A 13234-nucleotide genomic window follows, 5' to 3' on the forward strand; every position below is an offset into this window, starting at 1 on the left:
AACCCAAGCCTCTTTTTATTTTTTCGATGAAGTGACTAATAAATCATACATGGCATTTACTTGCGCATTGTCTAGTGCTGCAGCTGTTTTTTTGTCATCTTTTGAAATGATGGCAGTAGCTGTTGCCTCATCAAACCATACATAATACATGACTGGCTTTATGTCAAAATCTGCACTGTCCTCTGCTACATCGTAAAAGCGATAATTCGGAATCGTTCTAGGTGGCGCTTCGTTTGACCACGTTAATTCTTTAACGAATTTTTTACCTTCTTTTATTTGTTGCTGGTCCTTCACTGTCATGAATTTAATGTAGTCCTCTTGAATCGTATCATAACGCTCGACGACAACATTGACATTCGTATTTTTCGGTTGCTGCGCGCAGCCACTTATTAATAGAAGAACAAAGGGAAGCAATAAAATGTATTTTTTCATTCGTATCACCACCATTTATTAAATTATACAATTATCATTAACTACGATTAAACAATTGTAAAATTGTACGAATACCACCTAGAAATGGTTTTTCAGGGGGAATGATATGTTCTTTAGGCTCGATTGTGCCAGTGATAATATCACCTTGTATTGGAAGTAGATTGTTTTTAAAGCGAATGCGTAAAGATTTCGCTTTATTTAAATCCATCGAATTCATCACTTGAAAATGAACATGCGGCGCGGTCGTATCGCCAGAGTTTCCACTATACGCTATTAATTCGCCAAGCTGTACGGAATCTCCTTTTTTCACATGAATCGAATTTTGCTGTAAATGAGCGAGCAAACTATACTCACTATGCCCATGCTTCAAAATAATATAGTTACCAAACGTGCTTAGTTCATTACGTTCTCCAGGTGGTTGGTCACTAATGTTATCCTCGATAGCCATTACCTTGCCGGCTGCTGGGGCATAAATTTCTTCATTAAAGGCATAATAATCTTCACACATATTGCCAATATTCTCAAAATAACGCTTATTTTTGACCCGTTTTAAATCAATGGCATAGCGCTGACTAGAGAAAGGATAATGATAATTAATGAGTTCATTCATTCCGCCCTGAGCGACCTGCCATTCACCGCGCACAGGTAGCTCAAACTGCGTTGTAGAAAAGCATTGATCGGCCTCAGGAAATCTCAAATAAGGCTTCATCGTTAAAAAATGAATATAGCCCTTTGAGTCAAAAATGGCACCGATCGCATTGCTGCGTTTTTCATCAAGCCACACCATTTTTTTTAGCGGTGGCAGTGAAATCGTATAATGTAATGTATATGTATCGTGTTGAATTTTTTGTGCAATGGCCGTAAATTGATCAAATGAATAGGTCGCACGATACTCGGGTATCGTCGCATTGTAAATGGCGCGAAAAGCACCGTCATTAATAGATGAAATAAGCTGTTGTGGTTGCATCGTTGTCACTCCTTAAGTGAACATACTATTACCTATTAATACGGTTTAGTGCGATAAAAAGTTTCACGTTCCTTAAAAAAATACAAAAACATCGTATGCAGTGAAAAAATAGAACTGGTATAATCCGACGGTTTCTAATTATAAAAGCTATTCATCAAACAATACACATCCAAGTCTACGTACTGCTTCTGGTATATCTTTCATGTCGATATACGCAAAACCAATAATAATGAAGCGATTTTCGCGAATAAGTGGATATGGATTTAATGAAAAACGCTTTAATGTATACACTTCTACATTATGCTTCGCCGCCTGCTGCTCAATCTCATCATAGCTACGCGCGCTTTTTGCCTCAATTAAAAAATGAAGCCCAGCAGGAACATCTGAAATGATGATTTGGTCGCCGAGCTGCTTCGTTAACTCCGCGACTAAGCAGCTTCGCACTTCTTCAAAATGCTTTGTCATTTTACGGAGATGCTTTTCATACTGACCACTTTCAATAAATTCATTTAATGTATAGAGTACCAATGTATTGACCGCCTGAATTTCAAGTGGAAACATCTCGCGGTAGCTCTCAAGTAATTTCACTGGTAACACCATATAGCTCACGCGAATCCCTGGAAGTAGCGTTTTTGAGAAGGTGCCCATATAAATGACCTTATGATTGTAGTCCATGCTTTGAAGGGATGGCACATGATTCGTCTCATATTTAAATTCACTATCATAATCGTCCTCGATAATATAGCGGTCCTCCTGTCGCGAAGCCCAGTTGAGCAATTCGACACGTCTAGAAATTGGCATAATGGTTCCGGTTGGAAACTGATGCGACGGGGTAGCAATCACGAGCTGGGCATCAAGCTGCTCGAGATGATGGACATCGATACCCGCATCATCGAGTGGAACAAGATGCGCCTGAATATGGTGACGTTTTAATAATTGATAGTAGCGCGCATAGCCTGGGTTTTCTACCGCAAACGATGGATTCTCCGGCAAAATTCGAATAAGGCGCTCCAATAAACCCTGGCTCGTCGCATGGACAATAATTTGTTCCGGCTCACATTTGACACCACGCGTTGCATAAATAAGCTCGGCAATATTTTTTCGTAGCACATAGGGGCCCTGTGTATGTGCCATTTCGCCAAGCTCTTCAATATAGCGATCATACACCTTCGCCTCACAGCTCAACCATTTACGCATCGGGAAAAGTCGTGCGTTACTATTCATATGAGAGAGGGACAGCCAGGTTTTAGGTGGCTCTGGCTGCTCACGTAAATGAGTCGGAAAAGCGGTTGTGCCATTTGGGTTAATATCAAACTGCTCGATTTCTTCAATAAAATAACCGACGCGCTCAATCGTATAAATATAGCCCTCGGCAAGTAATTGCTCATACGCATTTGCAATGGAATTTGTACTAACATCGAGCATCTGAGCGAGCTCACGCTTTGGTGGAAGCTTTGTATTGGCACGTAATTCATTATTTAAAATCAGCTGTTTAATTTGACGATAAATTTCTTGATAAAGGAAGCGGCCTTTTTGTGTTCTGTCTAATTGAATCAACATACTGTTCACCCCTGGTACCTTTTTTTTGAAATCTTGGTGCTTTTTATTGTACCAAAATCCTTCATAATAGGAAAAAAAGAAACAAGGGAGGACTTAACAATGCTTACGACAAACCTTACTGATGAATTAAATGACAAACGCCAAAAATACGTGGTGAAAGGTGTTAGTAACGGCTGTACAGCAATTGCAAAAGAAGCGAAGGGTGCCACAATTATCGATGTAGAGGGCAATGAATGGATCGATTTTGCAGCTGCTATTGGTACGCTTAATGTTGGCCATAGCCATCCTAAGGTAGTATCAGCAGTACAAGCACAAGTAGAAAAGTTTTTACACCCAGGCTTCAACGTAATTATGTACGATTCTTATATGAAGCTTGCTGAAAAACTTGTGGAAATCACACCGGGAACACATGAAAAACAAGTGATTTTATTAAACTCAGGTGCTGAAGCGGTTGAAAATGCTGTGAAAATCGCACGTAAATATACAGGCAAACAAGCAGTAGTCGCATTTACAAATGGCTACCACGGGCGTACAAATTTAACAATGGGTATGACATCAAAAGTGAAGCCGTATAAGCTTGGTTTTGGTCCTTTCGCGCCGGAAATTTATAAAGCACCGTTTCCATACACATATCGCAAACCAGATAGCCTAACAGACGAAGAGTATGTGGATTACATTATTGAGCAATTCCACGATTTCTTCATCTCAACAATCGCACCAGAAATGGTCGCTTGTGTTGTAATGGAGCCTGTACAAGGTGAGGGTGGCTTTATCGTACCGCCGAAGAAATTCGTTCAAGCGGTTGCGAAATTCTGTCAGGATAATGATATTGTGTTCGTAGCAGATGAAATTCAAACAGGCTTCAGCCGTACAGGTACCGTATTTGCGATTGAACAATTTGATGTTGTACCGGATTTAATGACGGTCTCTAAATCAATGGCAGCAGGTCTTCCATTAAGTGGCGTTGTTGGACGTAAAGAAATAATGGAAGTATCAGATGTTGGGGAATTAGGTGGCACATATTCTGGTAGCCCAGTTGCATGTGAAGCGGCATTAGCGGTTATTGATATTGTAGAAGAAGAAAACTTAAATTCAAAAGCAGAAGCAATCGGCCAAAAAATTGAGGCGAAGCTTGAAACATACCGTACGCAATATGACTTCATCGGTGATATTCGTCGTCTTGGCGCAATGGTGGCGGTAGAGCTTGTGAAAGATGGCAAGGTGCCGAATAAAGAAGCGGTAGGACGCATTACAAAGTATGCGAATGAAAATGGCTTATTACTATTATCAGCTGGTATTAAAGGCAATGTTATTCGTTTTTTAACACCACTTGTGATTACAGATCAAGAGCTTGAAAAAGGCTTTGCGATTTTAGATAAAGCATTTGCAGAAGGAGTGTAGGCCATGGGTGTTGTACATGTAAGTAATCCAGCGACGGGTGAAATTATTCATTCACTTCAAACGAGCACAAAAGAGGAAGTAACCGCAAAAGTGGACAAGGCGCAGCTTGCATTTCCTTCATGGAAGGCATTAACTGCGTATGATCGTTCGAAATTATTGATAGCTTGGGCTGCAATGATTCGTGAAAATCGTCAGGAGCTAGGTGAATTAATTACGCTTGAAAACGGTAAGCCACTTGCAGAGGCACTTGGTGAGGTGGATTATGCGGTGAGCTATATTGATTGGTATGCGGAGGAAGCGAAGCGTATTTATGGTCGCACGATTCCGACACATGTACCAAATAAGCGCTTATCTGTGACACGTCAGCCAATCGGTGTTGTTGCGGCGATTACCCCATGGAATTTCCCAGCGGCGATGATGACACGTAAAGCAGCACCAGCACTTGCGGCGGGCTGTACATTTATCGTGAAGCCGGCAGAGGAAACACCCCTTACGACGATTCGTCTGATTGAGCTTGCGCATCGTGCAGGGATTCCTGAGGATGCGGTGCAGTATGTGCTAGCGGATGCGCCAATGGTCGGTGAAATTTTCACATCGCATAAGGCGGTGCGTAAAATTACATTTACAGGCAGTACGGCTGTCGGTAAATTATTATTATCACAGTGCGCGCAAACAGTGAAGCATGCGACGATGGAGCTTGGTGGTCATGCACCGATTATCGTGGCAGAGGATGCAAATATTGCAGTAGCGGTGGAGCAGACGATTATTGCAAAATATCGTAATGCAGGGCAAACTTGTGTGTCGCCAAACCGTCTCATTGTACATGAAAATATCGCAGATGTATTTACAGATGCGCTTGTTGCAAAGGTAAAGGAGCTGAAGGTAGGTAATGGCATGGAAGCGGATGTCAATGTCGGCCCAGTCATTAACCGTAAAGGCTTTGATAAAATCCAGGACCAAATCCAGGATGCCTTATCAAAAGGCGCGGATGCAGCAGTAGGTGGTGGCCATAACGTCGATGAAGAGCAAGGGTTCTACTTCGTTGAGCCAACTGTACTGACGAATGTCTCAGCAGATGCAAAAATTATGACAGAAGAAACATTTGGTCCTGTGATTCCGATTGTGACGTTCAAGGAACTAGATGAGGCGATTGCTATTGCAAATGACTCATTATACGGACTAGCAACATACTTCTTTACAGAAAGCTATAAAACAGGTACGTATTTAAGCGAAAACTTAGATTACGGTATCGTTGGCTGGAATGATGGCATTATTTCAGCCGCACATGCTCCGTTCGGTGGTATGAAGGAATCGGGCATGGGTCGCGAAGGCGGCACAGAGGGAATCGAGCCATATTTAGAAACGAAATATGTGTCGATGTCTTTATAACAACGTTTGCCCCCTAAGCAGCGTGTGTGAAAAAGAGCTATGCGAGTATTCGCGTGGCTCTTTTTGTCGTTAAAAAAACAGCTGAACGCGTCAGCTGCTACGAATCGAAATCAAATTAAGGCATTAATACTTCTGCAAATTGCTGTGTCACGGTTTTATCTGGATTAATGGTAATCAATAAATCACCGCTGCGTGGATGTACAATACTCGTTTGGTATTTATTTGACTGTGCATCTGCATGCCAGCCGATATGATAGATCTCATGTGCATCATCATCGTATGTAAGAGCAATTTTCGCAATATCACATGTTTGTTGGATACGATCAAACGGTAAAATCTGTTCACCTTCTGCTAGCTGGTGGACATAGGATTCAAAACGATTGGCATTATGGTAAAGAAAGACGCTGACATTTTGAACGATTTGTTCGTCCTGATGCTGTTCGATATGATCAAAGTGCATCATACGGAAATCATCCGCATCAAAATGAAGACGCTCACCATTTTTTAAAATAAAATCAAAGGCTGTAATCTGTTTCATGAAATTCCACTCTTTCGTTGTTAGTTGATGCTAACAGCATATCATAAATCGGGAAATTTACTAGAGTCCTCATTTGTTTGGAACGAGAAAAATAAAGCAGTTAGAAAATCGTTATTTGCTCAGGAAGCGTCTTTTAGCTACAACATAATTGAAAATATGTGCCAAACAAGGGCAAATTGCATACGTAAAGAAAGAAGGGTATTAACCATCGTGCATATGCTGTCAATGAAAATTTTTATTTACTATTTTCAGCGCAAATAAGGACTATTTTTAAGAAGCGAAAAAGGCGTATTTTAGCCGCTAGAGCCCGAAAATCAACCCATTTTCGTGAATTTCGGGCTGTTTTTGATTATGTACTGCTCAAAAAAGCGTGTGTGCTGTCATTTATTTAATGAATAAAAAAATGCGACACAAAGATCCAAAACTGAACGGGCGCTGTGTGGAAAATGCCCCTCGGAGCGCCGAAATGAACCCAAAATGTGGCAAAACAGGCTAGAAACAGGCTGTTTTTTAATGAAGTGGTTAACAAAGCATCACAATTATCGCCATATAAATCGTATTTATTTGTGATAATGATTAAACGAAGCAAATGCTTAGTACATCAGTAAGCAAAATGACATACAGTTGGCACATATCTAGAAATATGTCGTAGCCAAAACACGCTTCTTGAGGTGATTGGTGATTTAGATTTAATGATTTGTGATGCCCAAATAAAATTTGTCGTCTTACAATAAATCTTAATGCCTTCAATCAAATAGTGTTTTCAAATGTTATATGGTATTGTGGTTGGAATTGGAAAATAAAGGAGAGCTACATATGTTAAAAAAATCGATGGTTTTCTTAGCGCTAAGCTCTTTATTTGTACTGTCAGCGTGTAGTGATGATGCCACAAATGCTTATGTTGTGAAAGTGAGTGATATTGTGGAATTACATGGTGAAATCGACAATAGGGAACATTTTGAACAATTTTTTGAACATGAACAACAGGGGAAAGACGATACGATTAGAATTGTGCGCTATACGATAGAGGGTAATCCTATTTTATATATTTATCCGTTTGAAAATAACAAAATCCAGGTGACGATTGATAATAAATAGGATAGCTACGGCGAAGCGGAAATTTTAAAAACGACTTCTAAGACAAGTAACGAGAAAAAAGGAACAAAAAATATAATCTATACACTTGATGGTTGCACGTCACCAAACGAGATGGATACGGAAATTCTAACTATTGCGAAACGATGAGGATCATAGGTAGGACATCATTATATGGAAGGTGAGATTAGCGATGAATTTTGCGTATACAATTGATAATTCGATGCCGGATGTAGAAAGATTAAAAGGTATTGTAGCACTTCATTACGAAATTTTTGGTACAGCGGATGAGTTAATTAATAAAATGACAAGCAAGCCTCGTTTAGTCGTTGTTACGGCAATGGAAGGAAATCAAGTGATTGGTTATAAGATGGGCTATGAACTCGATACTTATACATTTTATAGCTGGCTAGGCGGCGTGAGAATAAAGTATCGAAAATATGGTATTGCTTCTAAGCTAATGGAAATCCAGCATCAGTATGTAAGGGAACAGGGCTATCATGTTGTCCAAACGAAAACAATGAATAAATGGCGGAATATGCTAATTTTAAATATTAAAAGTGGATTTGATGTGATGAGCACATATACAGATAAAAATGGGCTACATAAAATAGTGCTTGAAAAAAAGTTGCTGTGATAAGTTGTTTTATTCGAAAAATGTGTATTTAAAGTAAGAATTGTACTGAAATATTGGGGGATTCCTTCTATCATTGATTTGTTAAGGTATAATTTAACATAATCATAATTAGAAAGAGGTCGTCATTAGATGGAAGAAAAGAAATCGGGTAATAAAACGAAAATCGCATTTTATGTGTTTGCAGCTCTAGGTGTAGGTATATGGGTACTTAAATATTTAGATGCGGTATAGCTAAGCGAATTATTAAAATACATAAAGAAAGGATAGCTAAAGGAATTTCTCCGTTTAGCTATCCTTTTTATATCGCTTAATATCAGCTTCTTCGGCTCGCATAAAAGCGCTAGAAACGGATGGTATATTCTTCTTTTAAAATCGAATAGTACGCACTATCTGCAAGTGTGCCACGAATCATTTCACTTTTACGCAGTATTCCCTCTTGTGTCATACCTAAGCGGCGTAATACATTTCCGGACATCGGATTATTGACGTCATGGGCAGCATGGACGCGCTCTAGCTCTAAAATTGTAAATGCTAAATGAAGTAAGGTATTCCCGGCTTCTGTCATATAGCCATTTCCCCAGAAACGGCGATTTAAGGTGAAGCCTAAATCCCCACTCTTATTCCAGTCATCTACCCGAAACTCAATAGCACCAATCATCTTACCAGACTCTTTTAAAACAAGTGCATATTTGCCGATAGGTTCTTTCATAAAATAGTTGCCAATCATTTTTTCTGTTTGTTGCAGCTCCGTATGCGGCTCATACAAAAAGCGTGTCGTTTCTTCGTCTGACGTATAGTCAAACATATCCACTGCATCATGCATCGTAACGGGGCGTAGAAATAAACGCTCACTTTCCATGCAGGCATGCTTTGCCATTAAAAATTGATAATTACTCAAACTATTTCCTCTAACTTTCTTTTCGTATTTTCACTTTCATAGCATAACACAGAATATCCTTTAACTATATATTTAGCCATTTTTAGGTAAAATAAAAAGGCGCACGAAGGCACCTTTTTTTTACTTGTCTAGGCTTGCGACAAATTGGCTTAACATCGCATGTAATGCTTTTGCCTGCTCTGTATCTAAAGAAGACTTTTCAAACACATCTTCACCGATACAGCCAAGTTCCTCTCGTAATGTGAATCCCTCATCTGTAAGTGAAACGAGTAAATTTCGTTCATCCTCTTTTGAGCGCGCGCGTGTTACATAGCCATGTGTTTCTAAGCGTTTTAGCAGTGGTGTAAGTGTCCCCGAATCTAAAAAGAGTTTACTGCCAAGCTCTTTAATCGTCATTGGCTCCTCATGGGATAAGGCGAGCATTGTGATATAACCTGTATACGTTAAATCATATTGCTTCAGGCGAGCAGTATAGTCTTTAATAATTTCCTTTGATGATACATACAATAAAAAACAAAGCTGATTATCTAAACTTGCATTCATCGTAAAACCTCCAGTCCACTCTATTTTAGAAAGAAGCTAATTACTTGTCAAACACAATTAAATTGTGTACAATATAATTGTTCATAACTAAAAGGAGTGTGTAAAGAAATGAAAGAAATTTATTCAACGAAAATGTTAAATGTTGGTGGCCGCAGTGGTGAATCGATTGCTGATGATAAATCATTTAAAGTGAAGATTGCGCCTCCAGGTTCAAACGTAGCAGATGCGACAAATCCAGAGCAATTATTTGCTGCAGGGTATAGTGCCTGCTTCAATAGCGCGCTTGATTTGATTAAGCGCCAAAAAGGGATTAAAGAAAAATCATCAATTACAGCGACTGTACGTTTATTTGAAAAAGCACCATTTGATTTCATTTTAGCAGTGGAAATCGTCGGTCATATCGATGGTCTGCCACGTGAACAAACGCAGGAGCTTTTAGAATTAACGCATACAGTATGCCCTTACTCAAAAGCAACTGCTGGTAATATTGATGTAACAATTAAAGCCGTTTAAATCATATAAAAAACCGCCCTTCTAGTTGCTAGATGGGCGGTTTTTTAATACGAGCCAGCCAATAAAAATGGTCATCAAGCTATTAAAGCCAATAGTGATAACGGGAAGAATTGTTGGAATTACGGTATGCATAACTTCTGGAAGATCAATAGCGCGCTGCCATGACAGGCTGACGATGCATGCCACAATGAGGACCTGTATCGAAATACCGCCAAGACGATAAAAACGATTTTTAACTAATAACGCATTCTCCTTTAATGCCGGAATAGCTGCTTTGTAATAATCCCCATTTAAATCCGCCGCAAATTTTGTATGGCTGTAACCGATACCAATTGCTACGACGGTGATTAATGGTTCATACACTAATCCCCAACTACATAGTAAAACGATGAGTAGTAAGGTGTTGCGAGAGAACTTGAACGGCAAAATGAAGGACAAGAGCACACCGATAATATAAGGTATGTACACGACATGAAGGGTGGATGCTGCCGTCAGCCAGTGTTCAAATACAGTGACCATAAAGAAAAAGGCAACGAGTAAGCCATCTGCATAGCTATATAGATGCAGTGTTGTAGAAAAAGCGCGTACATGATGCCATGAGTACCACATAATCGCACAGGTCACTAAAAAGAGTATGACTAAAACGATGCTTGAAAAGTAAGTTTGCCATTCAACGGTTCGGACAAATTTGACGATGAATAGCATTGCACTCAAGACGATAAAGGCAATAAGCCCAGTGTAGCGCTGTTCTGGACGAGTCGGTGTAATGATCTTTGGCACATTTTTAACGGGTAGAAACAGTAGGAAAAAGAATGCGAGACCAATCCACAAAAAGACAAAGGAAAACTGTTTAGATGTAATGACGGGCACTAAGATGAGTAACCAGCAGCATGCAAGCAGTGCTGACCAGAGCATCTGTGATTTTTTTGAACCTTTTTGAGTTTTCAAAACGGTCGTGTATGTAGGTAATAATACGCTACAACATAGTCCTAGTAAAATGGCCGAGATGTTAAGAAGGGCTGGATATTTTAGTGAAACAACGCCCAGTATGCAACCGACTACCGCACAGGCAATGAGCCACTTAAATAAATGAGCTGTTTGCATTTTTGAAAAGCTATACCAAAAGAAGCCGCCCGTATATTTCGCTGTGTAAAAGACGAGCAGTGGTAGCAGTCCAAATAGTGGCTGTGTCATATGTGCACCAATGATAAGAAAAACAGCGTAAATAATATATACAATGACATTCATAAACGCATAAGCGTAATACATAGAACCCCTCCTTAATGGTATCTACTTACAACATAACATTTTTATGGTAAAAATAGGGTAAAGAATGCAAGGAGGTGATGAGATGCTTGGACAGCCATAGGCGTTGAGATGTGTCTAGAAAAAGATGGTTCTATCGCAACAGCGACATTTAATCGTACAGTCGATGTAGTCGTAGAATTGTGTAAAAAATATGGTTTGAATCAACATGATTTATATCGTCACTACGATGTAACAGCCAAGAATTGTCCGGCACCATTCATTGCACGTCCAAGTGATTGGACACGTTTTAAAAATGAAGTAGCACGTAAATTAAAAGGTGATACCACGAGCGATAAATTTTATACGTATACACCAGATCGCGTCGTCACACTGCGAGAAATCGGTTTGTATGAAGATGTTACATTGAAGAAAACGATTAAACGTTATCCAGAAGGTACGCGACTTACGATTACTTGTATCGAGTACGATGGAAAAACGCCACGCTTGAAAACAGCTAAAGGCTACATCACTGCAAACAAGAAAAATGTAAAAGGCTATCACACATCTATCGGCACAATCAAAGTACTTGTGGACGACTTAAATTATTATGATACAGCACGTTGGACGAATCCAGATGGACAAGTAAATAAAGGTGAAATTTTCACTGTTGTTAAAAAAGTCGGCGATATGTATCTATTAAAAAGCGGTTTTTATATTACAGCATCACCTAATTTTGTTGAAAAATATCTTGATATTATTCAACAAAACAAAGGGAAAAAATTCAACCCTGAAGATGGAATAGAAGTAATAGATGAATCTGATGGTCATACAACTTTATTGTATTTGATCTAATGCTTTTGAACCCTATATATGAATATGATTTAGATGATTAATTTCTAATCAGCTAAAGACCCCATTATCTTCTACATGATAATGGGGTCTTTTATACATATTATTAATTAGTTGAAGTTTTTTTAAAAAAATGAATAACTACACAAATAAATCCTACAATGCTTAAAATCCCAAAAGATTCTGTAAAAGCACTTGATAATTTACTACCTTCTATAAATAATCGTACTATAAATAAAAATATAGAACTAACAAATAATACAGTGATAATCTTGCTTAGAGACATATTTAAGATGATCATAACTAATAAAATTAAAATTGAGCTGATTCCTATAATGTTTATTAGCATTTTATTCCTCCCTCTATAAATGTTGATATATCAATGGCTCACGCCATTTTTGAGTGCTAAAAAATATCTTTTTGACACGCATAAATAACTTAATTTTGTATTAATTGATATTTATGTTAATTCATCGAGACGCTAAGCTAAAGAAGAGACTATTTTTATATGATACACTTTTGGATCTCTGCGTAGCTTATGACGACGAACTCTCCCATATCTCTAAGCGTCTAATTGCGCGTACATTCCTTCGTTCGGTCTGTTCATAAGGCAGAGGCTAGCGATGCTCCCATAGGGACTCATTCATAAAGTGAAAGGTCGAAGGTGATGAATAGTGCTGGCTTCTCCGTGTTATCCTTTTGTTTAGACTTTCAGTCAAATGTAATCAACTAGCTGCTTTGAGAATCGTAAAGTCTGTCATCATCTGATGTTCATCGAACATCACTCCTATATAATTTAGTATACAGTTAATTAAAAAGCTAAAAATGTTAGCCATTTTATAGATGGCTTTTTTATCATTTCTTCGCAGAATCCCCCTCCCTCAAGGAACGTAGTGAGTAGGGAGGGGATGAATGCGAACCCAATTATGCTGCCAGTACTAATTTGTTGAAAAGAACATCTGTTCCTATTATACTATTCGAAAAAAGGAGGTGTCTGTCATGTCATATAAAGCGTATAAATTCCGTATCTACCCAAATAAAGACCAACAAGCGTTCATCCATCAAACCCATGGGCATTGTCGTTTTGTTTACAACCATTTTCTTGAGTTGTGGAATACTTCTTATAAAGAAGAAGGAAAAGGGTTGAATCGTTCCATTATGTCC

Annotated in this window: 14 protein-coding genes; 7 read left to right on the plus strand and 7 right to left on the minus strand. The window is 38.9% G+C overall.

What is annotated here, in order from left to right; all coding sequences use genetic code 11:
• Positions 1–15: 15 nt before the first annotated feature.
• The 3 genes from ACFSY7_RS16140 to gabR form a co-directional block, all read right to left on the minus strand.
• On the minus strand, positions 16–432 hold the full coding sequence (locus tag ACFSY7_RS16140; RefSeq protein ID WP_380148689.1) for a hypothetical protein: 417 nt from the start codon (positions 430–432) through the stop codon (positions 16–18).
• 37 nt (positions 433–469) lie between these two features.
• On the minus strand, positions 470–1399 hold the full coding sequence (locus tag ACFSY7_RS16145) for a M23 family metallopeptidase (protein ID WP_126989719.1): 930 nt from the start codon (positions 1397–1399) through the stop codon (positions 470–472).
• 147 nt (positions 1400–1546) lie between these two features.
• Positions 1547–2959 carry a MocR-like transcriptional regulator GabR gene (gene gabR, locus ACFSY7_RS16150; RefSeq protein ID WP_380148691.1) on the minus strand — a complete coding sequence of 471 codons (1413 nt, stop codon included), beginning with the start codon at positions 2957–2959 and terminating at the stop codon, positions 1547–1549.
• Positions 2960–3058: 99 nt separating this feature from the next.
• On the opposite strand from gabR, the gene gabT reads away from it, so the two are divergent.
• Both gabT and ACFSY7_RS16160 read left to right on the plus strand, forming a co-directional pair.
• Entirely contained in the window at positions 3059–4360 is a 1302-nt protein-coding gene (gene gabT, locus ACFSY7_RS16155) for a 4-aminobutyrate--2-oxoglutarate transaminase (protein WP_126989721.1), read from the plus strand.
• Positions 4361–4363: 3 nt separating this feature from the next.
• Entirely contained in the window at positions 4364–5749 is a 1386-nt protein-coding gene (locus ACFSY7_RS16160) for an NAD-dependent succinate-semialdehyde dehydrogenase (protein WP_380148692.1), read from the plus strand.
• Between the two features lie 115 nt (positions 5750–5864).
• Here the strand turns inward: ACFSY7_RS16160 and ACFSY7_RS16165 are convergent, their stop codons facing one another.
• Entirely contained in the window at positions 5865–6287 is a 423-nt protein-coding gene (locus tag ACFSY7_RS16165) for a hypothetical protein (RefSeq protein ID WP_126989723.1), read from the minus strand.
• Between the two features lie 816 nt (positions 6288–7103).
• On the opposite strand from ACFSY7_RS16165, the gene ACFSY7_RS16170 reads away from it, so the two are divergent.
• Together ACFSY7_RS16170 and ACFSY7_RS16175 are read left to right on the plus strand one after the other, a co-directional pair.
• On the plus strand, positions 7104–7385 hold the full coding sequence (locus ACFSY7_RS16170; RefSeq protein ID WP_380148693.1) for a DUF4362 domain-containing protein: 282 nt from the start codon (positions 7104–7106) through the stop codon (positions 7383–7385).
• Between the two features lie 190 nt (positions 7386–7575).
• Positions 7576–8019 (plus strand): GNAT family N-acetyltransferase, encoded by a 444-nt coding sequence (locus tag ACFSY7_RS16175; RefSeq protein ID WP_380148694.1) that lies wholly within the window; start codon positions 7576–7578, stop codon positions 8017–8019.
• A gap of 340 nt (positions 8020–8359) precedes the next feature.
• Here the strand turns inward: ACFSY7_RS16175 and ACFSY7_RS16180 are convergent, their stop codons facing one another.
• The gene (locus ACFSY7_RS16180) at positions 8360–8917 is read right to left on the minus strand and encodes a GNAT family N-acetyltransferase (protein WP_380148695.1); all 558 of its coding nucleotides are present in this window, start codon (positions 8915–8917) and stop codon (positions 8360–8362) included.
• Positions 8918–9037: 120 nt separating this feature from the next.
• Positions 9038–9460 carry a MarR family winged helix-turn-helix transcriptional regulator gene (locus ACFSY7_RS16185; protein WP_126989726.1) on the minus strand — a complete coding sequence of 141 codons (423 nt, stop codon included), beginning with the start codon at positions 9458–9460 and terminating at the stop codon, positions 9038–9040.
• Between the two features lie 108 nt (positions 9461–9568).
• On the opposite strand from ACFSY7_RS16185, the gene ACFSY7_RS16190 reads away from it, so the two are divergent.
• A complete protein-coding gene (locus ACFSY7_RS16190) occupies positions 9569–9973 on the plus strand; it encodes an Ohr family peroxiredoxin (RefSeq protein WP_126989727.1) in 405 nt (134 codons plus the stop codon).
• A gap of 21 nt (positions 9974–9994) precedes the next feature.
• Here the strand turns inward: ACFSY7_RS16190 and ACFSY7_RS16195 are convergent, their stop codons facing one another.
• Positions 9995–11242: a hypothetical protein gene (locus ACFSY7_RS16195; protein ID WP_380148696.1), complete on the minus strand. Its 1248-nt coding sequence runs from the start codon at positions 11240–11242 to the stop codon at positions 9995–9997.
• A gap of 108 nt (positions 11243–11350) precedes the next feature.
• Here ACFSY7_RS16195 and ACFSY7_RS16200 point away from each other — a divergent pair, with 108 nt between their 5' ends.
• Positions 11351–12073 carry a DUF5776 domain-containing protein gene (locus ACFSY7_RS16200; protein WP_380148697.1) on the plus strand — a complete coding sequence of 241 codons (723 nt, stop codon included), beginning with the start codon at positions 11351–11353 and terminating at the stop codon, positions 12071–12073.
• A gap of 996 nt (positions 12074–13069) precedes the next feature.
• On the plus strand, positions 13070–13234 hold a 165-nt coding region (locus tag ACFSY7_RS16205; protein WP_380148698.1), incomplete at its 3' end, for a helix-turn-helix domain-containing protein.

This window comes from Kurthia populi, from assembly GCF_042686175.1.
In the GTDB taxonomy this organism is placed as follows: domain Bacteria; phylum Bacillota; class Bacilli; order Bacillales_A; family Planococcaceae; genus Kurthia; species Kurthia populi.